Origin of the sequence: Aquimixticola soesokkakensis, assembly GCF_900172375.1 — a bacterium.
Classification (GTDB): Bacteria; Pseudomonadota; Alphaproteobacteria; order Rhodobacterales; family Rhodobacteraceae; genus Aquimixticola; species Aquimixticola soesokkakensis.
This window is the reverse complement of the sequence record NZ_FWFS01000012.1, coordinates 1-25,205: the sequence shown is the minus strand read 5'-3', so window position 1 is coordinate 25,205 and position 25,205 is coordinate 1. Positions and strand designations below refer to the sequence as shown.

At 62.0% G+C, this 25,205-nt stretch carries 24 protein-coding genes; 11 read left to right on the top strand and 13 right to left on the bottom strand.

Features of this window, described 5'->3' with window-relative positions; translation table 11 throughout:
• The first annotated feature begins 32 nt into the window (after positions 1-32).
• The 3 genes from AQS8620_RS14760 to AQS8620_RS14750 all read left to right on the top strand — a co-directional run bounded on the left by AQS8620_RS14760 (position 33) and on the right by AQS8620_RS14750 (position 2,745).
• Complete coding sequence (locus AQS8620_RS14760) at positions 33-1,514, top strand: leucyl aminopeptidase (RefSeq protein WP_085837792.1); 1,482 nt, start codon at positions 33-35, stop codon at positions 1,512-1,514.
• 4 nt (positions 1,515-1,518) lie between these two features.
• Positions 1,519-1,971, top strand: coding sequence for a DNA polymerase III subunit chi (locus AQS8620_RS14755; protein WP_143267543.1), 453 nt, complete (start codon positions 1,519-1,521; stop codon positions 1,969-1,971).
• Between the two features lie 186 nt (positions 1,972-2,157).
• Positions 2,158-2,745, top strand: a complete 588-nt coding sequence (locus AQS8620_RS14750) for a hypothetical protein (protein WP_085837790.1) — start codon at positions 2,158-2,160, stop codon at positions 2,743-2,745.
• 105 nt (positions 2,746-2,850) lie between these two features.
• Here AQS8620_RS14750 and AQS8620_RS14745 read toward each other — a convergent pair whose 3' ends face one another.
• The 4 genes from AQS8620_RS14745 to AQS8620_RS14730 form a co-directional block, all read right to left on the bottom strand.
• Positions 2,851-3,339: a hypothetical protein gene (locus AQS8620_RS14745; RefSeq protein WP_085837789.1), complete on the bottom strand. Its 489-nt coding sequence runs from the start codon at positions 3,337-3,339 to the stop codon at positions 2,851-2,853.
• Between the two features lie 356 nt (positions 3,340-3,695).
• Complete coding sequence (locus AQS8620_RS14740; RefSeq protein WP_085837788.1) at positions 3,696-4,271, bottom strand: retropepsin-like aspartic protease family protein; 576 nt, start codon at positions 4,269-4,271, stop codon at positions 3,696-3,698.
• A gap of 55 nt (positions 4,272-4,326) precedes the next feature.
• Positions 4,327-4,956, bottom strand: coding sequence for a MarC family protein (locus AQS8620_RS14735; RefSeq protein WP_085837787.1), 630 nt, complete (start codon positions 4,954-4,956; stop codon positions 4,327-4,329).
• A 1-nt stretch (position 4,957) separates the two neighbouring features.
• Positions 4,958-6,808: an ABC-F family ATP-binding cassette domain-containing protein gene (locus AQS8620_RS14730; RefSeq protein ID WP_085837786.1), complete on the bottom strand. Its 1,851-nt coding sequence runs from the start codon at positions 6,806-6,808 to the stop codon at positions 4,958-4,960.
• Positions 6,809-6,940: 132 nt separating this feature from the next.
• On the opposite strand from AQS8620_RS14730, the gene ndk reads away from it, so the two are divergent.
• Positions 6,941-7,363 carry a nucleoside-diphosphate kinase gene (gene ndk / locus AQS8620_RS14725; RefSeq protein WP_085837885.1) on the top strand — a complete coding sequence of 141 codons (423 nt, stop codon included), beginning with the start codon at positions 6,941-6,943 and terminating at the stop codon, positions 7,361-7,363.
• A gap of 159 nt (positions 7,364-7,522) precedes the next feature.
• Here the strand turns inward: ndk and AQS8620_RS14720 are convergent, their stop codons facing one another.
• The 9 genes from AQS8620_RS14720 to AQS8620_RS14680 form a co-directional block, all read right to left on the bottom strand.
• The gene (locus AQS8620_RS14720) at positions 7,523-7,927 is read right to left on the bottom strand and encodes a DUF8776 family protein (RefSeq protein WP_085837785.1); all 405 of its coding nucleotides are present in this window, start codon (positions 7,925-7,927) and stop codon (positions 7,523-7,525) included.
• Positions 7,927-8,313 carry a response regulator gene (locus AQS8620_RS14715; RefSeq protein WP_085837784.1) on the bottom strand — a complete coding sequence of 129 codons (387 nt, stop codon included), beginning with the start codon at positions 8,311-8,313 and terminating at the stop codon, positions 7,927-7,929. The genes AQS8620_RS14720 and AQS8620_RS14715 overlap by 1 nt, the downstream gene beginning before the upstream one ends.
• A complete protein-coding gene (locus tag AQS8620_RS14710) occupies positions 8,303-9,235 on the bottom strand; it encodes a CheR family methyltransferase (RefSeq protein ID WP_234990510.1) in 933 nt (310 codons plus the stop codon). Before AQS8620_RS14710 ends, AQS8620_RS14715 begins: the two co-directional genes overlap by 11 nt.
• Positions 9,232-9,696: a chemotaxis protein CheW gene (locus tag AQS8620_RS14705; RefSeq protein WP_085837783.1), complete on the bottom strand. Its 465-nt coding sequence runs from the start codon at positions 9,694-9,696 to the stop codon at positions 9,232-9,234. Before AQS8620_RS14705 ends, AQS8620_RS14710 begins: the two co-directional genes overlap by 4 nt.
• 4 nt (positions 9,697-9,700) lie before the next feature.
• Entirely contained in the window at positions 9,701-12,103 is a 2,403-nt protein-coding gene (locus AQS8620_RS14700; RefSeq protein WP_085837782.1) for a chemotaxis protein CheA, read from the bottom strand.
• Between the two features lie 10 nt (positions 12,104-12,113).
• A complete protein-coding gene (locus AQS8620_RS14695; protein WP_085837883.1) occupies positions 12,114-12,479 on the bottom strand; it encodes a response regulator in 366 nt (121 codons plus the stop codon).
• Positions 12,476-12,796: an STAS domain-containing protein gene (locus AQS8620_RS14690; protein WP_503089902.1), complete on the bottom strand. Its 321-nt coding sequence runs from the start codon at positions 12,794-12,796 to the stop codon at positions 12,476-12,478. The genes AQS8620_RS14695 and AQS8620_RS14690 overlap by 4 nt, the downstream gene beginning before the upstream one ends.
• Before the next feature lie 149 nt (positions 12,797-12,945).
• Positions 12,946-13,920, bottom strand: a complete 975-nt coding sequence (locus tag AQS8620_RS14685) for a glucokinase (protein WP_085837780.1) — start codon at positions 13,918-13,920, stop codon at positions 12,946-12,948.
• Between the two features lie 132 nt (positions 13,921-14,052).
• Complete coding sequence (locus tag AQS8620_RS14680) at positions 14,053-15,087, bottom strand: LacI family DNA-binding transcriptional regulator (RefSeq protein WP_085837779.1); 1,035 nt, start codon at positions 15,085-15,087, stop codon at positions 14,053-14,055.
• Positions 15,088-15,515: 428 nt separating this feature from the next.
• Between AQS8620_RS14680 and AQS8620_RS14675 the strand changes: the two genes are divergently transcribed.
• From AQS8620_RS14675 to AQS8620_RS14645, 7 genes are all read left to right on the top strand, one after another.
• Entirely contained in the window at positions 15,516-16,862 is a 1,347-nt protein-coding gene (locus AQS8620_RS14675; protein ID WP_085837778.1) for an ABC transporter substrate-binding protein, read from the top strand.
• 251 nt (positions 16,863-17,113) lie between these two features.
• Entirely contained in the window at positions 17,114-18,109 is a 996-nt protein-coding gene (locus tag AQS8620_RS14670) for a carbohydrate ABC transporter permease (RefSeq protein ID WP_085837777.1), read from the top strand.
• Position 18,110: 1 nt separating this feature from the next.
• Positions 18,111-19,250, top strand: a complete 1,140-nt coding sequence (locus AQS8620_RS14665) for a carbohydrate ABC transporter permease (protein ID WP_085837776.1) — start codon at positions 18,111-18,113, stop codon at positions 19,248-19,250.
• Positions 19,251-19,258: 8 nt separating this feature from the next.
• Positions 19,259-20,905 (top strand): alpha-glucosidase, encoded by a 1,647-nt coding sequence (locus AQS8620_RS14660; RefSeq protein ID WP_143267542.1) that lies wholly within the window; start codon positions 19,259-19,261, stop codon positions 20,903-20,905.
• A 26-nt stretch (positions 20,906-20,931) separates the two neighbouring features.
• The gene (locus AQS8620_RS14655; protein WP_085837775.1) at positions 20,932-22,023 is read left to right on the top strand and encodes an ABC transporter ATP-binding protein; all 1,092 of its coding nucleotides are present in this window, start codon (positions 20,932-20,934) and stop codon (positions 22,021-22,023) included.
• A 206-nt stretch (positions 22,024-22,229) separates the two neighbouring features.
• Positions 22,230-23,603, top strand: coding sequence for an amidohydrolase family protein (locus tag AQS8620_RS14650; RefSeq protein WP_085837774.1), 1,374 nt, complete (start codon positions 22,230-22,232; stop codon positions 23,601-23,603).
• Between the two features lie 56 nt (positions 23,604-23,659).
• On the top strand, positions 23,660-24,949 hold the full coding sequence (locus AQS8620_RS14645) for a glycerate kinase type-2 family protein (RefSeq protein ID WP_085837773.1): 1,290 nt from the start codon (positions 23,660-23,662) through the stop codon (positions 24,947-24,949).
• The last annotated feature ends 256 nt before the right edge of the window (positions 24,950-25,205 follow it).

Here is a 25,205-nt window from a genome sequence, read left to right as displayed (position 1 = left end):
GTATGGGTCAAACACGCATTTAGGAGAAGTCCATGACCCGTCCCGCAAGCCTGTCCGTTATCGTTCCCGATCTTGACGCCATCGCCACCTTTGTGGGCCGCGTCGCGGTGATCGTGCCCGAAGACGGCACGCTCGATCCTGCCGGTCGCCGCGTGAACAAGCTGACCAAAGGCGCGCTCAAGCGCTTCGTCGAAAGCGAGGCCTTCACCAAGCTCGCCTTTGGCGAGGCGCGCGATCTGCTCTGTCCGGTGGGGATGGAGGCGCAAGCGCTGCAAATCGTCAAGCTGGACCGACGCGGCGGCGACGAACATGTGGCGCGCAAGGCGGGCGCCTCGATCGGCAAGGGGATGTCGGGCACGGATGTGCTGGTTCTGGCGGGCACGGTGAAATACGGCGCCGATCTGGCGCTGGGCGCGCTGTTGCGGGCCTATGCTTTTACCGATCACAAGTCCGAGGGCGCGAAAACCGAGGTGCCGACGGTGACTTTGGCGCTGACCAAACCCGAAGAAGTGTCCGTTGATCAGGTCACCGCTTTGGCGGAAGGTGTGTTTTTCACCCGCGATCTGGTGTCCGAGCCTGCGAACATCCTGACCACCACCGAATTTGGCAACCGTCTTGAGGCGCTGCGCGGCATCGGCCTTGAGGTTGAGGTGCTCGAAGAGGACAAGTTGGAAGCGTTGGGAATGCGCACGCTGCTGAGCGTCGGCTTTGGCTCTGCCTCGCCCTCGAAAGTCGTCGTGATGCAGTGGAAGGGCGGCGATGACGAGGCCCCGCTGGCGCTGGTGGGCAAGGGGGTGGTCTTTGATACCGGCGGGATTTCCTTGAAACCCGCTGGGGGCATGGAAGACATGACCATGGATATGGGCGGCGCGGGCGTTGTGGCGGGCGTTATGAAATCGCTGGCCCTGCGCAAAGCCAAGGCCAATGTTGTCGGCCTTGTCGGGATCGTGGAAAACATGCCCTCGGATCGTGCCACCCGTCCGGGGGATGTGGTGAAATCCATGAAGGGCGATACCGTCGAGATCATCAATACCGATGCCGAAGGCCGCCTCGTGCTATGTGACGTGATGTGGTACGCACAGGAGCGCTTCAACCCGCGCGCCATGATCGACCTTGCGACCCTGACGGGCGCGATTATCGTGGGGCTGGGCCATGAGAATGCGGGCGTCTTTTCCAACGACGACCCCTTCTGCCGTGCCTTCCTGAAAGCCGCCGAGGACGAGGGCGAGGGCGCGTGGCGTTTGCCAATGGGCCAAGCCTACGATGACCAACTCAAATCCGCGATTGCCGATATGAAAAACGTCGGCACACGGGCCGGCGGGTCGATTACCGCCGCGCAATTCCTCAAACGCTTCGTCAAGGAAGGCCAGCCGTGGATTCACCTCGACATCGCGGGCGTGGCAAGCGTCAAAGCCGATACAACGCTGGCCCCCAAAGGCGCGACCGGCTGGGGCGTTCTGGCGTTGAACCGTCTGGTGGATGATCTGGACGCGACCCCGACGCCCAAGGTCTGACAGCGTGTCGGAGGTCTATTTCTACCACCTCACGCGCGCCACGCTTGACGAATTGGTGCCGGTCCTGCTCGAGCGTTCGCTCGCGGCAGGCTGGCGCGTCGGCCTGCGCGCGCCACAGCTGCCGCTGCTCGACAGCCTCGACCGCCTGCTCTGGCACGGCGCGGGGTTTTTGCCGCATGGGATGATCGGCGGTGCGCATGACGCGGACCAGCCGGTGCTGTTGACGACGGGGCCTGTGACCAATGGCGCGCAGGCGCTGATTTCGGTGGGGGGCGCGCCGGTGAGCGCCGAGGAGGTCGCCCAGTTCACCCGCGCGTCCATCGTGTTTGACGGTATGGACGGGGCGGCCGTGACGCAGGCCCGCAGCCAGTGGAAAGCGCTGACGGGCGCGGGCGTGAAGGCCAAATACTGGTCCCAAGAATCAGGGCGCTGGGAAATGAAGGCCCAAAGCCAGTAGTCCCCTGCGTAGCTGCCTCTTTTTAGTGCGTAATTTGACATGCAATCGCGGCGCAAGCCGGAACATTTTTCTCAAATTGCCCGCAATCGCGCGCGGGTGCAAAATCGGGATTGCGTAACGTCAAAGAACAGCGGAACGCTACCTTGCTCGCGGCCTGTTGGGCGAGTTTTTTTAGGAGTGTGACGAATGTCGCTTCTTTTTTCCCTCAAAACGACCCGAATTTTGAAAGGCTTTTGTTTCGCTGTTCCCTTCATGGTGGCGCTGACACCCGTCCAGCCAGGCTTTGCGGCGACCCCCGCACAGATCGAACAGTTGAAAAATGAAATTACGCCCTCGGTGATGAACAGTCTCGCGGGCTCGCCCGACACGTTGAACGCCACATTGGCGGCCGTGGTGGGACGCGCGCGTGGCCAAGGCTTTACCTCGGATGAGATCGACACGGGCATCGGCGAGGCCGCCGGTCTTTTGGTGGACGCTGCCAAGTTGTTCGACGCCCAAGGGGCTGGCGGCCTGCTGGCGGTCTACCCGCAATTGTCGGGCCCGCTGAACCAGATGAGCGGCGGCAATCCGGCCTCTCTTACGGCGGCCACATTTGATGCGCAAATCAGCGGGATGCTTACGGCCATGGCCGCGAATATGACCAATCCGACCGCAGCCGCCGCGTTGCTGGCTGTTGCGAATCTGGTGGCAAGCGGGCAGGCGGCGTCGATTTCGGGCGCAGCCTTTGGTGCGGTGCCGGCCGCGCTCGTGCAAAACCCCGCAAGCAACAGCTAAGCCCCGCGCAAATGGCCACAAGAACATGGCCACAAAACAAATCGCCACAAAACAAATGGCTGTCACAGGCCCGGCGGGTCTCTCGCCGGGCCTCATTCTATCCCGTTAATGCGGGCTTGAGTCATGGGGGCGGCCGGGTTTTGGCTTGTTTGCGCCCTTGCCTTTGCCATTATTCCATCCGTTGCGCTTGTCCGACCCATTTTTGCCGTTGCTCGAGGATTTATGCGATGCGGCGGTGAGTAGGCCGAGGTCCTCGGGCGTCTCGCTGGCCAGGATCAGGCTGCTCGTATCGGACAGGTCGCGCCCGTCGTCGTCGCTGAAACTGTCGCTCGTGCGCAGCGGGCCAAACGGCAGAAAGGTCGCAACCTCGGCGACCATCTGTGCCACGGCGGCATCATGGTCGGCCGGACTCAAGCCCGCGGACGCAAGATGTGTCAAAGCCTGCGCAAGCGCTTCGCTGCATTGGGCGGGCAACGCCGCGCAGGTGCTGGCCAGATATTGCCTTTGTATGACCTGTGCGTCGGTCGCGGTTGCCGAGGTCGCCCCCAGCGCGAGGATGGCCGTAAGGCCAAGCGTCGAAAATAATGTCTTCATCCTGTTCCCCTCGTTCTTCAAACTTGCGATCCGTGTTGCGCGTGCTGAGTGGCCCGCAAGGCGTCGCACGGGCCGCCTGTCATGAAGTGTCCCACAGAGCGGCGCGCAGCAGCTGCGCTTTCTCCAACGCGCCGATATGCAACAATCAGGGGTTGTTTGATTCGGTATCTTTGATACCTTGAGGGTGTTTGGTGTGCAGTTTTTGCTTGCGATGTAAAACAGGCGCAGAAATTGGAGTCCTGCATTGCTGCGCGGTCAAATCCACACACTCACGCCAGAATGGTGACGTTTTAGGGATATAAATCAACCGCTTGGTGATTCGCCTTTAGGGGGCATGGATTGCAGCCCAGCAGGGCTTAGCGCGTGAGCCGCAGCACGCCATCGCTGATTTCGATTTTCGAGTAGCGATTGAGGTAGTCCATACCCATCAGGGATCCGGGCATCTCGCCATTGGTAACATAGGCGCGAAAGCGGTCGTCGATCACACCTTCCAGCGCCAGATCAATATGCACGGGAGCGGTCTGCACGCGCCCGTTCGCGGTTGACGCCACGCCGGTAAAGGCAAGCTGGTCAAGGTCGATGCCCGCGCGCTGGGCATCTTCGCGGGCAAGGACGACCGTAGTCGCGCCCGTGTCGATCATGAAATTGATCGGGGTGCCGTTCACATCTGCGACCAGCCCGTAATGCCCGTCCGCGCCGCGCGGAATGTCGATCACCCCGGCGCTGACCACGGATTGACGTGGCACCAGGGTCGAGGAAACATCATTCCACATGCCATAGGCGGCAAGAAGCCCGATAAACAGCAGGCACCACATCACGCCATGGCGCGCCAGTCGCCCCAGTTCGCGGCGGTTGGCGACGATGACATAGGTCACGAGCGCCCCCAGAAGAAGGGCAAAATAGAGGAGTTGTGCGCTGTCAAACTGGTCCATGCCGCAAGATATGGGGTGTTCGCAGTTCAGTTCCAAGAGGTTTCGCGCGCGCGGGTCAGCTTGCGAGCGTGCCGACCTCGCGCAGACCGTCGATGACGAATTGCACCGACAAAGCCGCAAGCAACATGCCCAGCAGGCGGGTCACCACATTGGTTCCCGTCACGCCCAGCAGGCGTTCCAGAAGGCCCGCGCTCAGGAAAAACACCAGAACCATCGCAAGGACCAGCGCGAGCACACCGATCACCGCGACATCCAGAAGCAGGGTATCGGCGCGGTCCATCAGCAGGATCATCGACGCGATCGCGCCGGGACCTGCGATCAGCGGCGTGGCCAGCGGAAAGACCGACGGGTCGTCGGAGGCGTCATCGTCATGGGTGGCGGCCTGTTCGCCGCGCCGTTTGGTGCGCCGTTCAAACAACATGTCGAGCGCGGTGAGGAACAGCAAAATGCCCCCCGCGATGCGAAAGGCCCCCATGGAAATGCCCGCAAAGCCCAAAACCGCTTCACCGAAAATCCCGAATAAAACCAGGACGAAAGCGGCGATGGCGACAGCACGCACGGCGATGACGCGCCGTTTATGCGTGCTTTCGCCTTGGGTCAGCGCAACAAAGAGCGGGGCCAACCCGATCGGGTCAATCACCACGAACAAGGTGAAAAATGCTGCGATCAGGCCGGCCATATCCATGTTATTTCTCCGCTTTTTCCAGCTTTTCGAGGGCGGCCACCCAGAGGGTTTCCGCGCGGGTGATGGCTTCCATCACCTCGGCATATTTCTTTTGCCAAACGGCGGCCTCATCCACACGATCCTCGTCATAAAGTTTGGGATCGGACAGTTTCTTGGCCAGTTTCTGGCTCATGTCCTGCAGCTTGGTGACACGTTCCTCGGATTTGCGCACCTCGGCCTTGAGGGCCAGAATCTGGTCGCGCGAGGGTTTGGGTTTGGCGGCGGCCTTTTCCTTGTCGCGTGAGGATTTCGCCGGTGCATCCGGCGTGATCAGCATTTTGCGATAGGTTTCAAGGTCGTCCTCATAGGGCGCCACCGTGCCGTCCTTGACCAGCCACAGACGGTCCGCGACCATCGACAGGAGGTGCATGTCGTGGCTGACAAGGATCACCGCGCCCGTGTAGGCGGTCAGCGCCTCGACCAGCGCTTCGCGGCTTTCGATATCAAGGTGGTTGGTCGGCTCATCGAGAATCAGAAGATGCGGTGCGGGCAGGGTGGCCAGCAACAGCGACAGTCGCGCCTTCTGGCCCCCTGATAGGCGACCCACCTCGGTTTCCGCCTGATCGGCACCCAGGCCGAAACCAGCCAGACGGGCACGCAGTTTGGATTGCATCTCGCCCGGGCGCTCGCGCTGAAGGTGCTGAAGCGGCGTTTCGTCGATGAACAGCTCGTCCACCTGATGCTGGGCAAAAAAGCCGATGCGCAGCTTGTTGGAGCGGGTGATTTTGCCCCCCATCGCGGGCAGGCGGTCCGACAACAGCTTGGATAGCGTCGATTTGCCCTCGCCGTTGCGCCCCAAAAGCGCGATGCGGTCATCCTGGTCGATGCGCAGGTTCAGGTTTTTCAGGATCACCGTGTCGTCATAGCCCGTCGAGCCGCCCTCGATATGGATGATCGGCGGCGACAGTTCTTCGGGTTCGGGGAAGGTAAAGCGCGTGCGTGCCTCGTCCTCGGGGGCGGTGATCTTGACCATTTTGTCGAGCATCTTAACGCGCGACTGGGCTTGTTTCGCCTTGGAGGCCTTGGCCTTGAAGCGATCCACAAAGCTTTGCAGGTGGGCGCGGGCGGCGTCCTGTTTCTTGGCCGCAGCCGCTTGAATGGCACGTTGTGCCGCGCGGGCCTTGGCAAAGGCGTCGTAATTGCCGGTCCAGAGCGTCAGCTGTTTTTTATCGAGGTGCAGGATCGCCCCGACCGCGCGGTTCAACAATTCGCGGTCGTGGGAAATGATCAGCACCGTGTGGGGATATTTCGCCAGATAGGATTCAAGCCAGAGCGCGCCCTCGAGGTCGAGGTAGTTGGTCGGCTCGTCGAGCAGCAGGTAGTCGGGTTCGGAAAACAGCACCGCCGCCAGCGCCACGCGCATCCGCCAGCCGCCCGAAAAAGCCGAGCAGGGCATAAGTTGTTCTTCGGCCGTGAAACCCAACCCCTTGAGAATCGAGGAGGCGCGCCCCTCGGCAGACCAGGCGTCAATATCGGCAAGCCGTGTCTGGATATCGGCGATACGATTGGGATCGTCGGTCTTTTCTGCCAAAAGGGCCGCGCGTTCAACATCGGCGGCCAGCACCGTGTCGAGCAGGGAAACCTCATTGCCGGGGACCTCTTGGGCCACGCCGCCGATGCGCGCGCGTTGGGGGATATCGATCGTCCCGCCTTCAAGCTGCAATTCGCCGCGAATAAGTTTGAACAGCGTCGTTTTGCCCGCGCCATTGCGCCCGACAAGCCCGACTTTATGTCCGGTGGGAATCGTGGCGGAGGCCCCTTCAAACAGGGGGCGGCCTTCCACGGAATAGGTGATATCTGAGATCCTGAGCATGATCCGTCACCTGACCTATCCCAAACGCCAAGTCAATCGCGGCTTTCCATCACGCATGTCGCGTGATAAGTCGCGGGCCATAATCAAGGCGAGGGCGTAGGGCTCGCGCCGCTGTAGAGACGAGACATGAAAATGGCTATCGAACGTACCCTGTCGATCATCAAACCCGACGCAACCCGCCGCAACCTGACGGGCAAAATCAACGCCAAGTTTGAAGAAGCCGGCCTGCGCATCGTTGCGCAAAAACGCATCCAACTGACCCCGGCGCAGGCTGGCACCTTCTACGAAGTCCACAAAGAGCGTCCCTTCTACGGCGAACTCTGCGACTTCATGGCGTCCGAGCCGGTTGTTGTGCAAGTCCTTGAAGGCGAAGGCGCAATCGCGAAAAACCGCGAAGTCATGGGCGCAACCAACCCCGCGGACGCGGCGGCCGGCACCATCCGCGCAGAATTCGCAGAATCGGTTGGCGAGAACTCTGTACACGGGTCCGATGCTCCGGAAACTGCTGCGCAAGAAATCGCGTATTTCTTCTCCGGTCTCGAACTGGTTGGCTAAGATCAAGGTTGCGCAAGCAATTTTGATCCCGGTCAGAGCGCGCATTCACCTGCGCAAAGCCTGAAAAATTCGCCTGTTCGGTTCGCGCCGTGCAGGCTTTTTTATGCGCGGATGTTTTATGCGCGGATGTGGGGCTTGGGACGACGCGTAAAACCGGGCTTAGAACCAGGCGATGTCGCCGGAGTCATCCTCTGCCAGCGCAAAGGGCGTATCGACATCGTCAAACAATTTGTGGGCGAGGTGGCGCAGTTTGATGACATGGCTGAGGGGTTCGATCTTGATCCCCGCATGGGGCGATTGCGCCGCCATGAACCCCATCACCCGTTGCAGATCGTCGAGCGTCTGTTGCAAGCGGTCGATCGCTTGCAAGCTGCGCTGGACGGCGGGGGACAGGGAGCGCGCTTCGGCCAGAGTGGGGCCAAGTGCGATCTGCACTTCGGCCGCGAGGATCACCAAGGCCATGATTTCATCCTGGATACGCCGGTTGAGCAGCGGGTAATCGATCGTCTGCTCCTCAAAGGACGTCCCACCGGTCGTCCCGCGAAACGGGGAGGGAATGGTCATTACAGCCGCCCCACGATGGCTTCGATTGCGGCGCGCAACCCAGCGGGTTCAAACGGTTTTTTGAGAAAGTTGTTCATGCCGAGCTGTTTCCCTTTTTCAATGATCTCGCGATCTGCGCGCCCGGTGATCAGCAAAAATCCGACGCCGCGCGTGGCCGGCGCGCTGCGCAACGCGTGCAACAAATGCAAGCCGTCCATGCCGGGCATGTTGTAGTCGCTGATTACCAGATGGACGGGCGATGCGGCGATTTTTTGCAGGGCACTCGGCCCGTCGGATGCGCTGGCCACGGTGCGAATGCCAAAGGAGTCCAGCGCATTGGTGATCAGGCCGCGGCTGGTGGACATGTCGTCCACGACGAGAATACGAAGTTGATCTCTAAGCGCCATGTTGCTGCCCTTTCGCGACCGCGCCTGCGGTCGGTTTTGCTGAGGATGAAGGTGTCGCCCCCGTCGGGCGATAGGTCGTGACGCCGCAACTGGCGAACAATTGCGCCGAAGAATCATTGATCCGCTCGGAATGTCCCAAGAACAGCCACCCCTCACGGCCCAGCCGTTCTGCGTAGCGGCGGTACAGTTTTTCCTGCGTCGGCTCGTCGAAATAAATGACGACATTGCGACAGAAGATCGCGTCGAACTGGCCCTGCATCGGCCAGGTGGCATGCAGGTTCAATTCGCGAAAGGCCACCAAGGCGGCCACATTGGGTTTGACCGTCAGCTTCTCGTCCTCGGCGGTCCCGCTGCGGTCGAAATAGCTGCGCTTTGTGTCCTCATCGAGGCCCGTGGTCAAAGAGCCGGAATACACGCCCGCCCGCGCCGTTGCCAAAACTTCGGGGTCGATGTCGGTCGCAAGAATCTTGATGTCGAAGTCGCCGGCCTGAGGGAACACCTCCAGAATGCTCATCGCAATCGAGTAGGGTTCCTGCCCGTTGCTGCATCCCGCGGACCAGATGCGGATTTTCCCACCGGATTTGGCGCGCTCGATCAGCTTGGGCAGGGCTTGTTCCTTGAGCGTGTTGAAGTGGTGCATTTCCCGAAAGAAATGCGACACATTTGTGGTCAGCGCCGAGATGAAATGGCGCATTTCGGTGCGACCATCGGCTTCCCCCTCCAGAAAATCGAGGTAGCTGTCAAAGTCCGGCAGCTGCAAGGCACGTAGGCGCCGCGAGAGACGGGATTGGACCATCGACAGTTTGGCATGGGCCAGAACCAGCCCCGCTTCGCGTTGCGCAATTTTTGCGACGCGCGAAAACGTGGCGTCGGACATGGTCGCGCCGAATTTTGCGCGCTCCTCTGGGGCATGGTAGGTCAAGCGGCTTCCTCGCCTTGCGGCGGCATCACCGCGTTCAAATCAAGCACGCGGATCATCCGCCCGTCGACGATGGTCAGTGCGCTGACAAAGGTGCGGGCGTCGTCAGCCGCAAGGTCGGGCGGAGGCTGCATTTCATCGGTCGGAATCGCGAGGATGTCCGACACGGCGTCAACCATCAGCCCCGCGGTGCGCCCGCCAAGATCAACGACGATAATCACGTTGCGTTCGGTGTCTTGGCCGGTTTCAAGCCCAAGCCGTGCGGCAAGATCAATGATTGGCAGCACGGTGCCGCGCAGGTTGATCACCCCGCGCACAAAGGCAGGCGCATGGGGCAGGGAGGTCGCCTTGGCGGAGCCTCTGATCTCGCGCACGGACATGATATCGACCGAGTAATCCTGACCGCCGACGCGAAAGGACAGGAGTTCAATGGCAGAGTCGGGTTGTTTGGTGATGTCATTCATTGCGTTATCCTGCGTGCGAAAGGGACAGGCTGCGGTCTTTGGTGCGACCGCTGGCTTGGCTGATAAGATCCATCGGATCGAGGATGAGCGCGATTTGCCCATCGCCCAAAATCGTGGCGGCGGCGATGCCCGGAACGCGTCCGTAGCTGCCCTCGAGACCCTTGATCACGACTTGTCGCTGATCCTCGATCGCATCCACGACGAGGGCGGCGCGATGCCCGTCCTCCTGGCCGATCAAAAGGACGATGCCACCGACGTAGCTTTGTTCGGGCGTGCGATAGCCCAGTTCGGCACCCAGATCGAGCAACGGAACAAATCCGCCCCGCAGTTGCACCACATGGGTTTCAGGTCCGAGTTGTTTGATGTCGTCGTCTGTGAGGGTCAGCGTTTCGAGAATGGCGTTGAGCGGGACGACCAGGGTTTCGCCGGCCACCCGCACGACCATCCCGTCGAGCACGGCAAGCGTGAGCGGCAGAGAGATCGAAAAGGTCGTGCCTTTGCCTTCGACGGAGGTGATGGCGATCCGCCCGCCGAGCGACTGGATCGAGCTTTTCACCACATCCATGCCAACCCCGCGCCCCGACAGAGCCGAGACCTCTGCGGCGGTGGAAAAGCCGGGCAGGAACAAAAGGTTGTCGATCTCGCCATCGCTCAGTTGTGCCTCTGGCGAGACCAGACCCTTTTCGATGGCTTTTTCCAGAACGCGGGGGCGGTTGATGCCGCCGCCATCATCCGAGACATCGATGACGATCCGTCCGGAGCGGTGCTGTGCGGTGAGGGTCACATGCCCGTTGCGCGGCTTGCCGCTTGCGACCCGTTTTTCCGTGGTTTCCAACCCGTGATCCACCGCATTGCGGATCATATGGGTCAGCGGATCGGCGAGCCGTTCGATCACGGTCTTGTCGACTTCGGTATTTTCGCCGTCTGTGTGCAGGCGGACGTCCTTGTTCACGGCCGCCGAGGCTTCGCGCACGATCCGCCCCATGCGCTGGAACAGCGATTTGATCGGCTGGGCGCGGATCATCATCACGCTTTCCTGGATGTCGCGCGTGAGCTGCAAAAATTCTTCCAACCCGGTCGAGACCGCCGAATTGGCCGGCAGGCCGGCTTCGGTGACGGATTGGCTGAGCATGGCTTGGTTGATCACCAATTCCCCGACTAGGTTGACCAGACGGTCCACGCGCTCCAGGTCGACGCGCACGGTTGCGCGCGGTTGGGTCGGGGCGTTTTTCGCTTCGCGCGAAGGTGCATCGCTTGGCTCTGTACTTTCCGCGGCGCTTTCGATCGGTGCGGGCGGCGCGACTGGCGCAGCGGCTGGCGCAGGGATTGGCGCAGGGATTGGCGCAGCTGCAGCGCCGGGCGCAAGCCGGTCGGGCAGGGCGGCAGGCGCCGCTTGCGCGGGGCTGCTGGGCGGGGCCTCGGCGGCGATTGTTTCGACAGGCGCGGTCTCGGCCGAGTCGCCGGGCGCAAGCGGGATCTGCGCTGACGGGACATCGAGATCGGGCAGAGCCATGCTACCGTCCAAGGCTGCGTTCGTGATCGGTTCGATGGTGAGGACGCAGAGACCGTCAACGAATTCAAAGACATCGCGCACGGCGGTTTCGGGTTCCTCGGTCAGGAGCACCAAGGACCAGGACAGGTAACCGGTTTCGGCCGCAAGCGCCTCTGCCGCGGGCAGGCGGGAGGTGTCGCAGCGAACCGTTAAGTCGCCCAGATCGCGCAGGGCCCGAAAGAGGTAAAGCGGCTCGTTGCCGGAAATGAACAGGGCAGGTTCCGGCAGGAAGTGGATTTTAAAGCCTTTGCCAAGAGCAGCTTGTGCGTCATTGTCGCCCGCGACGTCAGGCGTTTCACTGCCCTCAGGCAGGCCGTCTGCCGACAAGAGGTCAGGCGATGGCATGTCGAGTGCTGGTAAATCCAGCGGGGGCAGGTCGCCCATCCCGCCGCCAAGATCCCCAAGTCCGCCGAGGTCGAGCGCGATGCCCGCAGGCACGAATTCCACCTCCTCCTCGACTTCCTCTTCCATGCCGACCAGACGTTCGAGCGAATCGAGCACCGGTGCGGTCATTTCGTCGAGAATCGGGGTTTCGTCGCGCGAGGCACGGACAAGGTCGCCCAACACATCCGCGCAGGCGAAGAATATTTTGATCGCTTCGCCATCGGGCACAAACCGGCCCGTGCGCACTTCGTCCATGGCGGTTTCGAACCGATGCGCGAAATGGACCAGATCGTTCAACCCAAAGGCTCCTGCGCCGCCTTTGATCGAATGGACCGCGCGAAAGACGATGTTGATGGTTTCACTATCGCTTTCGCCGTCATCCATCATCTGGAGGCCATCTTGCAGGCTTTCCAGGAGTTCCTCGCATTCGATAAAGAAGGAGGCGCGGATTTCTGCCATCGGGTCAGACATGTTCTACCTTTCAGCCAGCAACCATTTGCAGCGCTTTGACCAGTTTTGCCGGATCAAAGGGTTTGACGATCCAGCCGGTCGCCCCTGCCGCGCGGGCTTTGGCTTTCAACTCGTCGGCGCTTTCGGTGGTGAGGACCAGAATGGGAATGCGTGCCCATTTTTCCTCACGACGCACGGCGTCAATGAACCCAAAGCCATCAAGGCGTGGCATGTTGATATCGGTGATGATGACGTCCGGCTCGATATCTTCGAGCACTTCAAGGCCGTGCAGGCCATCGTCGGCAAGGTGGGCGGTAAAACCCGCCGAGGAAAGCGCGAGGTTCAACATGTCGCGCATGGTTCGGCTGTCATCGACAGCGAGGACTTCGAGGCTCATGCCCATTCCTCCGGTTGTGTAAGCGTTTCAGGGGTAAAGCCGAAGAGGCCCAGTTGATCGACGCAGGCGTCCGAGGCTTCCCTCACGCGGGTGGCCTGGTTGTTGGTGGCGCGGGTTTTGACCACGGCAAGAATCGTTTGCAGGGCCAGCGTGCCGATGTGGCGCACATGGGCGGCGTCGATCACAAGCTCAGCGGGGCCCGCCGCCAGCAAGGTATCGCGCAATGGCTCTACAGATTGGTAGTCGAGACGCGCGTCGAGTGTCACTGTCGTGCTCATGCCCGTCTCCGCAAGTCTGGTGTCAGAAGTTGCATCTATGTGTCCCTTGTCGTCCCGTCTGCGTCCTATGTCATAGCGGGCAGACCGTTAATTCGACGTTACGCAGGAAAGATTTTCGACATCACAAACGCAAAACGCGCGCCACTCAGGGCGCGCGCTGGATTGGACTTGGGGGCTGTCGGAGCGATTTATCCGTGTGTTTTATGGGCGATATGGCTGGCGCAGCCCACGAGAGCGGCGAAATCATCCTCGACAATTTTTACGCCAAAATCGCGCATGAAGGTCGAAAACCGGCCTTTGTCCTGAAAGGGTTTGGCGAAATTATCGCCTTGCAGCCACGGTGTGATCGCGCGCGCGACTCCCCCGATGAGATAAACGCCGCCGTAGGGCAGCTGTGTCAGCGCAAGGTCGCCCGCGACGGCCCCCAGCACTTGCGCGAAGGTTTCCAGCGTTATGACCGCCAGCGGATCGCCGGATTTCGCAGCCGCCCCGATGTCGGCGGCAGCCAGTTTGGCGGGCGTCCCGGCTTCGGTGCTGACCCAGCGGTAGATGTTTTCCATCCCGCGCCCCGACAGCACTTCCTCGACCGAGGCAAACCCGTGCTCAGCGGCGATAAAGGCGGCAAGGCGGTTGAGGCGCTCGCTGCCCACCGGCAAGGCGGTATGACCACATTCGGACGGGGCAACGAAACGCCCCGCTTCGGTGTCGAAAACGGGAGCCGCGTTAAAGCCGGTGCCGACGCCGATCACCAGTTTGGCGGCGTGTTCCTTGCCGCTCGGGCCGTCGATGATCACCCGCAACTTATCCTCTGACAGATAGCCGATCGCGTGACCCTGTGCCTGCAAGTCATTGAGAATGGACACATGTTCCGCACCCGTCGCCGCGCGCAGGCTGTCCCGGTCAAAGGTCCAGTCGAGGTTGGTCATCTTGCCCACACCGTCCATCACCGGACCCGCGATTGCCACACATGCGCCCAGACAATCAACGCCGCCCTCATCCGCGATATAGGCACGGATCACCGACTGCAGATCGCTGTGGTCGGCATTGGCATATTTGCGGACGCTTTGCGCCAGAACACGGGTGCCATCGGCCAGCGCCACACGGGTGTTGGTGCCGCCGACATCAGCGACGAGCGTGAGGGTATTGGCGGGATGGCTGGGCATGGCGTGGTCCTTTGTGGCGGCAACGGGGCGATCTGTGATAGCGCTAACGGGCTGTTTGGGCCTTGGTAGCAGGCCAAAGCGCGCGCGCAAAGGGGGAATGACCCGGTTGCGGCGTGCGGGCGTTGCGCAATGTTACACGGGGCAGGGGCCGGTGGAACTGCCCATCACCAGTTTGGCCTCAAGCTCGGTCTGAAAGCGGGCGGCCGTGTCAGGGGCAGCGATGATATCGAGCAGATTCTGCGCGCACATCCGCCCGGCATCGCGCACGGAGGACTGGGTGGCGGTAAAGACCGGCGCGCCGGTTTCCGAGCCGTTGCGCAAATAACTGAGGTCGTCGTCATGCACGATCAGCGACAGCTCGCGGCCCAGCTTCAGCCCGCGTTCCTCGGCGGCGCGCCGCACCCCGATGCCGATAATCAGCGAGGACACGATCAGCGCGGTGGGCGGCTCATCCAGGTCGAGCAGGGCGCAGGTGGCGCGGTAGCCAAAGCCCTCGGTCATCTCGTCGGAGAGGAAATAGCGCGCCTGCGCCTCGATCCCCGCCGCCGCCAGCGCGCGCTGCACGCCCTCGCGCCGCCGCAGGGCAAAGTCGAGCGTTTCCAACCCGTTCAGCAGGCCGATGCGGCGATGGCCAAGGTCGATCAGACAGTCAGCGGCGCACGAAAACGCGGTGACATTGTTCATATCCACCCAGGCATAGCCGGTGTCATCCGCGCTCATCCGCCCGTGAACCACAAAGGGCATGCCGATTTCGCGCAGCAAGGCGATGCGCCCGTCCTGTGCTTTGGGGCCATGCACGATCACGCCGTCCACGGTCTGGCGGGCAGTGATCTTGCGATAGGCTTCGGCCTCGCCCTGATCGGGCACGACCGTGAGCAACATGTCGTACCCATTGGCGGAATAGATTTCCGAGGCACCGGCCACAAAGTCGGAAAACACCGGATTGACGATTTCATGGCGGGTGGACAGCGGGATGACATGGCCGATGGACATGGTGCGCCCCGTGGCCAGACCGCGCGCGCGTGCATTGGGCGCATAGCCGTGGGCGCGCGCCATCGCGGTGACTTTCTTGCGCGTGGCTTCGGACACTTCGGGGTAGCCGTTCAGCGCGCGGCTGACGGTTGTCTGCGACAACCCCAAGAGGCTGGAAAGTTCCTTGAGGTTCATAGTCTGTCTGCGCCGCTCCCCGCCACCGGTCCCCAAAGGACCGCACCCCGCATTGATCTTGATCGCTTAAAGAATAAGCGGTTGCGTGCTGGAGGTCAAAACCTGAATGGCGCCCTGAACAGAGGGCGGGGCAGGCGTGCAAGTCTGGGCTTTCAGGGGGCGCAACCCAAGAGGGAATTGACCTCTGGACCAATCGCGTAAACTGTAGGGGCAGAACGGTTTTCGAACGCGCAGCTTTCATGGGGTGCGCGTGGCAGGGCCGTTGACACACGACGGGATAAGACCGTTGACACATAGTCATCTAAACGACACTCTGAGCGCACCCAAAGCGCTTTGGCTTTCCTGATTCACCCTGCACTCCCCGCGAGGAGGGGCTTTGCACGGGCAGGCGGCCGCGACACTTCGGAACCATACTGGGAGGTAATGGAATGAAATCTACACTATTCGCCAGCGCAGCCGCGCTTGCCCTCGTGTCCTCTGCCCATGCGCAGGACCTGAAATATCCCGTGGGCGAAGGCGACTTTACGTGGTCGGCCTATGAGGAGCTGTCCAAGCTGGACCTCTCGGGCGAAGTGATCACCGTTTTCGGAAGCTGGCTGGGCGCCGAGGCGGACAGCTTTAACGCTGCTGCGGCCTATTTCGAAGCCGCAACCGGCGCGGATGTCCAATATTCCGGCTCCGACAGCTTCGAACAGCAGATCGTCATCGACGCCGAAGCGGGCTCTGCGCCCAATGTCGCGATTTTCCCGCAGCCCGGGCTGGTCAAAGACATGGCCTCGCGCGGATTGCTTGCACCGCTCACCGATGAGGACGAGGCCTGGGTGCAAGAGAACTACGCCGCTGGCCAGTCCTGGGTGGATCTGGCAACCTTTCCCGATGAAAACGGTGAAGATCACCTGTTCGGCCTGTTCTACCGCGCCGATCTGAAGTCGCTGGTCTGGTATGTGCCCGACAACTTCGACGATGCGGGCTATGAAATCCCCGAAACGCTGGAAGATCTCAAGGCGTTGACCCAGCAGATCGCCGAAGATGGCGGCACCCCGTGGTGTATCGGTCTGGGGTCGGGGGCTGCGACCGGCTGGCCTGCGACCGACTGGGTCGAGGACATGATGCTGCGCACACAGCCACCCGAAGTCTACGACGCTTGGGTGTCCAACGAACTGCCGTTCAATTCCCCCGAGGTGGTTGGCGCAATTGAAGAATTCGGTTTCTTTGCGCGCGACGATGCCTTTGTGCAGGGCGGCGCCGGTTCCGTTGCAACGACCGATTTCCGCGACAGCCCTGCGGGTCTGTTTGCCTCGCCTCCGGGGTGCTACATGCATCACCAGGCATCGTTCATTCCCGCCTTCTTCCCCGAGGGCACGGAACTCGGCATCGACGCGGATTTCTTCTACTTCCCGGCCTATGCTGAAAAAGAATTGGGCAATCCGGTTCTGGGAGCAGGCACGGTGGCGGCAATCACCAATGACTCCGAGGGCGCGCGGGCGTTCGTGGACTACCTCAAGAACCCCATCGCCCATGAAATCTGGATGGCGGATGGCGCGTTCCTGACCGCCCATACCGGCGCGAACACCGCGACCTACGCCACCGATACGGCGCGCGGCATGGGGGAAATCCTGCTCAACGCGGATGTGTTCCGCTTTGACGCCTCCGATCTGATGCCCGGCGCGATCGGCGCAGGCGCATTTTGGACCGGCATGGTCGATTACGCCTCCGGCGAGGATGCGCAATCCGTGGCGGACGAGATCCAGTCCACCTGGGACAGCCTCAAGTAGGCCCGTTTGGCGCGGGCCGCATGTGCCCGCGCCACTTCGTCTTTGACAGGCTGTGCAACGCCCGCTCTTGGCAGCGACGCGCTTTGCGCTACCTGTAAAAGATGTGACGTATTTCTTTGTCTTTGCTGGCAAAAGTCGTGATCGGCTTTGGGGCACCGTCATCGACGGGGCCTGTACGGCGCACCCTTGAAAGGCTGCGCAACCCGGTTTGCGATGGCGCGTTGTGACAATTCGGGGAGGGGGAGAACCAGATGCTCGAGCAGATTACATTCGCACTTGGCACGATGATTGCAGGCGTGTTTGGCTGCGTGTTGTACTTTTTCATGTCCAATAAACTGCTGGATGCGGCGCTTCCGGCCAAGGGCGTGAACGCGGGGCGCAATATCAATCGCGCGAATCGCATCCGCCCGTGGCTGTTCATGTTTCCTGCCCTCTTTATCTTGGGGCTGTATCTTGTTTATCCGGTGTTCAACTCGATCTGGTTGTCCTTGCACAACCGCTCCGGTCGCACCTGGGTGGGGCTGGATAACTGGGTCTGGCTGGTCAAGGACGGCAAGTTTCGCGAGTCCCTCTTCAACAACATTCTCTGGCTGATCACCGTGCCCGCTCTGGCCACGTTTTTCGGCCTGATCGCAGCGGCGCTGACGGATCGCATCCGCTGGGGAAATTTCGCCAAATCGCTGATTTTCATGCCCATGGCGATTTCCTTTGTCGGGGCCTCGGTCATCTGGAAATTCGTCTATGACTACCGCGCGGCAGGTCAGGAACAGATCGGCCTGCTCAATGCCATCGTCTACGGGTTTGGGGGCGACCCCGCGGCATGGATTACCCTGCCGTTCTGGAACAACTTTTTCCTGATGGCGATTTTGGTGTGGATTCAGACGGGCTTTGCCATGGTGATCCTGTCGGCGGCGCTGCGCGGTATTTCCGAAGAAACCATCGAGGCGGCGATTCTGGACGGGGCGAACCCCTGGCAGGTGTTCTGGAAGATCAAAGTGCCCCAGATCTGGGGCACGGTCGCGGTGGTCTGGACGACCATCACCGTCACCGTATTGAAGATTTTCGACATCGTGCTGGCCATGACCAACGGCCAGTGGGGCACTCAGGTGCTTGCCAACTACATGTTTGACTGGATGTTTCGCGGCAACGACTACGGGCGCGCCTCGGCGATTGCGCTTGTCATCATGCTGATGGTGACGCCGATCATGGTCTGGAACATTCGCAACGCCCGCAAGGAGGATATCTGAGATGGACAATATCGCAGGGACAAAGTCCTCGCTGACCTGGGCGGTCAACATCGCGGTGGGCCTTTTGGTGCTGCTCTGGGTGGTGCCGACCTTTGGTTTGCTGATCTCCTCCTTTCGCGACCGCGACGCGATCACGACCTCGGGCTGGTGGACCGCGCTTTCGGCCTCGGAACAAAACATCGTCGCGCGCGCCAGCGCGCCGGATACCGCGAGGCAGGTGGACGGGGTCTGGGTGATCGAAGGCAACGTCTTTGAGGATGAGGGCGGTGCGGGCACGGTGTCGGATTTCGGCATTTCCATCCGCGAACCGGCGGCCTTCAAAGCAGGGGAGGTGGCGCAGGATGACGGCCACACCCTGAGCGTTGCCGAGAATGGCGACTATGTGTTCACCTATGCCGAGCAGCCCAGCGGCAAGCGCGGCGAGCGGGTCTTTACCACCGTCAAAACCCCGCCCAGCTTTACCACCGCCAACTACACCCGCGTGTTGTTTTCCGAAGGCATCGGGCGCTCCTTCGTAAACACGTTTACCGTGACTATTCCGGCGACCATCATCCCGATCCTCGTGGCGGCCTTTTGCGCCTACGCCTTGGCGTGGATGGATTTTCCCGGACGTGCGATCCTGATCGCGCTGATCGTGGGGCTGTTGGTGGTGCCGCTGCAAATGTCGCTGATCCCGCTGTTGCGCCTGCACAATTCGATTGGTCTGGGCAAGGGCTACCTCGGGATATGGCTGGCGCATACGGGGTTTGGCCTGCCGCTGGCGGTGTATCTGCTGCGCAACTACATCGCCGGTCTGCCCAAGGAGATCATCGAAAGCGCCAAAGTGGACGGGGCGACGGATTTTGAAATCTTCCGGCGCATCGTTTTGCCGCTCAGCTTTCCGGCGCTGGCCTCTTTTGCGATTTTTCAATTCCTCTGGGTGTGGAACGATCTGCTGGTGGCGACCGTTTTCTTGGGCAACACCGAGAGCCAACTCGTGATGACGGGGCGGTTGCGTGAACTTTTGGGTTCGCGCGGGGGTGATTGGGACATTCTGGCGGCCTCCGCCTTTGTATCCATCGCCGTGCCGCTCGTCGTGTTCTTTGCAATGCAGAAATTCCTGGTGCGCGGCCTGCTGGCCGGCTCCGTCAAAGGTGGATAAGACTGACTATGACCTCCCAAATTTCCAAAACCCATATCGCCAAAGACCCTGACTGGTGGCGCGGTGCCGTGATCTACCAGATCTACCCGCGCAGCTATCAAGACAGTAATGGCGATGGCATCGGCGACCTTCTGGGCATCGTGCGCCGCATTCCCCATGTTGCCTCGCTTGGGGTCGATGCGATCTGGATTTCGCCGTTCTTTACCTCGCCGATGCGCGATTTCGGCTATGATGTGTCCGATTATTGCGATGTGGACCCGATGTTCGGCTCGCTGGCCGATTTCGACGCGGTGATCGAGACGGCCCATAGTTTCGGCATCAAGGTGCTGATCGATCTCGTGCTCTCGCATACCTCCGACCAGCACCCGTGGTTCAAGGAAAGCCGCGCCTCCAAGGACAACGACAAGGCCAACTGGTATGTCTGGGCCGATGCCAAACCCGATGGCACGCCGCCCAACAACTGGCTGTCGATCTTTGGCGGCTCGTCGTGGCAATGGGACACCACACGGTGCCAGTATTACCTGCACAATTTCCTCACCGAACAACCCGACCTGAACTTTCACGAACCGCAGGTCCAGCAGGCCCTGCTGGATGTGTCGCAATTCTGGCTGGATCGCGGGGTGGATGGCTTCCGTCTGGATACGATCAACTTCTACACCCATGACGCCGAGCTGCGCGACAACCCCGCGCTGGCCGAGGAAGACCGCAATCCGATCACGGCCCCTGCGGTGAACCCCTACACCTGGCAGGATCACCTTTATGACAAGACCCGCCCCGAGAACCTGATCTTTCTGGCCAAGCTGCGCAGCCTGATGAACGGCTATAATGCGGCGGCCGTCGGCGAGATCGGGGATGATCAGCGCGGGCTGGAAATTCTGGGCGAATACACGCGCGGCGATGAACACATCCACATGAGCTACGCCTTTGAGTTGCTGTCGGGCAAAATGCCGACGGCGGCCTATGTCGAAGAGGTGATGAACAAAGTCGATGAGGTTGCGGGCGACGGCTGGGCCTGTTGGGCCTTTTCCAACCACGATGTGCCGCGCCATATTTCGCGCTGGAATCTGGGCGACAGTGCGGCGCGGTGTTTCACCACGCTGATGATGTGCCTGCGCGGCTCGGTTTGCCTTTATCAGGGCGAGGAACTGGGGCTGCCCGAAGCGGATCTGCGCTTTGAGGATCTGCAAGATCCCTATGGCATCCGCTTCTGGCCAGCCTTCAAGGGGCGTGATGGCTGTCGCACGCCCATGGTCTGGGATGAAGCCAACCACCACGCGGGCTTTTCGGATGCTTTCACCACGTGGTTGCCGGTCTCGGGCGAGCACCTGAAGCTGTCGGTCGCCAGCTCCGAAGCCAATCCCGGGTCGTTGTTGCACCATTATCGCAAGGCCATTGCGTTTCGGCACGCCCATTCGTCGCTGAGAACCGGCGCGATGGACCGTGTGACGGTGATCGGCAACACCATCGCCTTTACCCGCAAAAGCGGCGACGAAACGGTGTTTTGCGCCTTCAACCTTAGCGACGACCCCTGCGCCATCGATCCGCCTGCGGGCAAATGGCATGCGGTGGGCGGCGAATTGAACTCGGCCCATGCGGGGCCGGACGGCAAGGTGCATCTGGGCCCGTGGCAGCCCTGCATCCTGCTGAAACAATAAACCACAAGAAGGGGAGGGGAGAGACCATGGCGGAACTCAAGCTCACGGATGTTGCGAAATCTTACGGTGGCAAGGTCGAGGTGCTGCGCGACATCAATCTCGACATCAAGACCGGCGAACTGGTGGTTTTTGTCGGGCCGTCGGGCTGCGGCAAGTCCACCTTGTTGCGCATGATCGCGGGCTTGGAAAAAATCACCGGCGGCACCTTCGAAATCGACGGTGTGCCGATGAATGACGTGCCGCCTGCGCAGCGTGGCATCGCCATGGTCTTTCAATCCTACGCGCTCTATCCGCATATGACGGTGCGCGACAACATGGCCTTCGCGCTCAAGATCGCCAAGAAATCCACCGACGAGATCACCGCCGCCGTCGAGAATGCCGCGCGCATCCTGCAATTGACCGACTACCTCGACCGCTTGCCCAAGGCGCTCTCGGGCGGGCAACGCCAACGCGTGGCGATCGGGCGTGCGATTGTGCGCGATCCCAAGGTCTATCTGTTTGACGAGCCGCTGTCGAACCTCGATGCGGCTTTGCGGGTCGCCACGCGGATCGAAATCGCCCAGCTCAAGGAATCCATGCCTGACAGCACGATGATCTACGTCACCCACGATCAGGTCGAGGCGATGACTCTGGCCGATCGCATCGTTGTGCTGGCCAATAAGGGCATCGCGCAGGTCGGCAGCCCGCTGGATCTGTACGAACGCCCCGACAATGAATTCGTCGCGCAGTTCATCGGCTCACCCGCGATGAACCTGCTGGCGGGCAAAATCAGCGCAACGGGCGCGCAGACCACCGTGACGCTGGAGTCCGGTGGCACAGCGACCGTGGCGATCCCCACAGAGGCAGATCAGCTCGGGCGCGCCGTCAACGTCGGGGTGCGTCCCGAGGATCTGGTGCTGGCCGAGGGCACGCCGCTCATCGGGGGCACGGTGGATTTCATCGAGGCGCTGGGCGAGGTGACTTTGCTCTATTTCAGCGCCGAGGGCGGGCGCGATCCGTTGATCGCCAAATTACCCGGCATCCACGCGGGGCTTCGGGGCAAGCGGGTGGACCTGAGCGCCGCTTCGGACAAGCTGCACCTCTTTGCCGACGGGCTGTCCCTGCGGCCCAAAGGCTGAGACCGGATTTGCGCAGCCAGGAGGCAGAGGGGCGACCCTTTGCCTGTTTTCTGTGCAAACCGTTTGCCCAGGCAGCGCGGCTGTGGCCATCGCTGTCGTGGTGCAGGTGACAGGCGCGCGCCAGCAGGCCAGAACAGGCAGGGAGTAGAAGCGGTGGGGCTGCGGCCCCGACATTGCTCGTCGCAACGACTTGGCGGGAGCAAAACATGAGCGACTTTCTGATTACCAATATCGCGCAGGGGCTGACCGGCGATCGCGCGGGCACACGGTTTGCGGGTGCGTTGCGGGTGCGCGGCGGCAGGATCGCGGCCCTTGGCGCGCTATCCCCCGAGCAGGGCGAGCAGGTCGTCGATGCGCGCGGCTGCGTTGTCACCCCCGGTTTGGTAAACACTCACCACCACCTGTTTCAATCCATCCTCAAGGGCGTGCCCGAGGGAGTGAACGAGGCGCTCGACATCTGGCTGGCCGAGGTGCCCTATCGCTACTGGCCGCTGATCACCCGCGAGATCTTGCAAACCTCCGCGCGTATCGGCATGGCCGAGCTGGCGCTGACCGGCTGCACAACTGTCAGCGACCACCACTATATTTTCTCCGAACGCTACGACTACGACCCTGCCGAAGTGCTGTTTGGGGTCGCGGCCGAATTTGGCATGCGCTTCGTTCTTGCGCGCGGGGGGATGACCAAGGGGCGGGCCTTTGCCGACGCCACCATGCCGCCGTCGCCCAACGAGCCGCTCGCGCAGATGCTGGAGCGGATCGCGGCGACGGCGGCGCGGTTTCACGATCGCGCGCCCGATGCGATGACGCGGGTGGCGGTGGCCCCGACCACGCCCACCTTTAACCTCTTTGAACCCGACCTGCGCGAGATTGCCGGTTTCGCCCGCAACCTGGGCCTGCGCCTGCATGCGCATCTGAATGAAAACACCGCCTACGCCGCTTTTACGCAAAAGATGTACGGTCAGCGTCCGCTCGAATGGCTGGCCCGACACGACTGGCTCGGAGACGACGTGTGGTTTGCCCATCTGGTTGATCTCTCCGAGCGCGAACTGGACCTCCTGGCCGAGACCAACACCGGCATGGCCCATTGTCCGCAGGCCAACGCGCGGCTCGGCTCGGGCGTGGCGCCGGCGGACCGCCTGCATGCGCTGGGGGGCAGGGTGTCATTGGCCGTTGATGGCGCAGGGGCCAATGAGGCGGCCGACATGGGCGCGGCCCTTTACAGCGCCTTCACCCTGCACCGCGCCACCAAGGGCGTGGGGGCAATGCGGCCCGAAACCATCCTGCACTGGGCGACCATGGGGGGCGCGCAGGCGCTGGATCTTCCCGCGATCGGGGAAATCGCCGTGGGCAAAGCGGCGGATCTGGCGCTGTTCGACCTGTCGGCCCCGCGCTTCATGGGGCTGCACGATCTTGCGCTTGGCCCGATCATCTGCGCCGGCGCGCCGGTCAAACACAGCTTCGTGGCGGGCCGGCCGGTGGTGGTGAACGGGGCGCTGCCACAGCTCGATCTGGCGACTTTGGCCGCACAATCGCGCGAAGCGGTTGCCGATTTGCGCCAAGCCCTGCGCGCGGCCCAATAAACCCTTTGCGCCGGCAAGCGTGGGGCCCATGATCGTAACAACCGACAGGAGACCCCATGCCCGACACTTCGCAGCCCGACACCCGCCCGCCCGCTGTCCTTTCGCCCGAGCCGCTGCTGCGGTCCCTGTTCGACCGCGCGGTCGAAGTGGCCGACCCGATGCGCTCCCTTGCGCAGGCCCTGCCGCCCAAACCGCAGGGCCGGGTGGTGGTGGTCGGCGCAGGCAAGGCCTCCGCGCGTATGGCCGAGGCGGTGGAGGCGCAATGGGGCCCCTGCGAGGGGCTGGTGATCACCCGCTACGGCTATGCGCGCAGCTGTCAGGGGATCGAGATCGTCGAAGCGGCCCACCCCGTGCCCGATGCGGCGGGGGAGGCCGTCACCGGGCGCATGCTCGCGCTGTTGGCGGGGCTGGGCGAAGAGGATTTTGTGCTCGCGCTGATATCGGGGGGGGCCTCGGCGCTGCTGTGCGCGCCCTGCGAGGGGGTGAGCCTTGCGCAAAAACAACAGGTCAACGCCGCCCTGCTGGCAAGCGGCGCCCCCATCGACAAGATGAACACCCTGCGCAAACATCTCTCGCGGGTCAAGGGCGGGCAACTGGCCGCCGCCGCCTATCCCGCACGGATGCTGACCCTGATGATTTCCGATGTGCCGGGGGATGATCCCGCCTTCATCGGCTCCGGCCCCACCGTGGGCGATGCCAGCCGCGCGCGGGATGCACGCGCGGTGCTGGCGGATTGGAACGTCGCGGTGCCCGAGGCCGTCACCCAAGCGCTGTCGCGCCCCACAGGGGTCGTTGCGCCCAACGATCCGCGCCTGTCAAAAGTGGAAAACGTGATCTACGCCGCGCCTGCGCAATCGCTCGCAGCCGCGGCGCGATTGGCGCGCGCGCAAGGGATCGAGGTCCGCCTGCTCGGTGACGCTGTGCAGGGCGAAGCGCGCGACGTGGCGCGCGCGCAGGCCGGACTGGCCCAAGCCGTGCGCCGCGAAGCCCTGTCCCATCCGGTGTTGCTGCTGTCGGGCGGCGAGTTGACCGTGACACGGCGCGGCGCAGGGATCGGCGGCCCCAATGCCGAATTCTGCCTCGCACTGGCCCTGGCCCTGGAGGGGGCCGCAGGCATCCATGCGCTGGCCTGTGATACCGATGGGGTCGATGGAGCCGCCGAAGTGGCGGGCGCGGTGATCGGCCCCGACACGCTGGCAAAGGCCGCGCAGGCGGGTTTCGACCCTGCAAACGCCCTCGCGGCCAACAATGCCCACGCCTTTTTCGCGGCCATCGGCGATCAGGTGATCACCGGCCCGACCCTGACCAATGTGAATGACTTTCGCGCCATCCTCATTCTGCCGTGACAGGGCAGGGCACGCCGGTGGTCTTCTTTCGGATATAAATACCCAAAAAGGGCAGGGCGCGCGCATCGGCACGCCACCTGCGCGCCGACTCGGCGCCACTTTTGGGTGTTTGAGGCGAGTCGGTTGTGGGTTGTTTTGGATTTATTTGGTGATTTTTGTTTTGGTGACTCGGGGGTGATTTGGTGTGTTTGGTTTTGATTTTTCGAAAGTTGCGCTTTGGGGTGTGGGTAAGTGGTTTTTGTTATCGTTTGGGGTG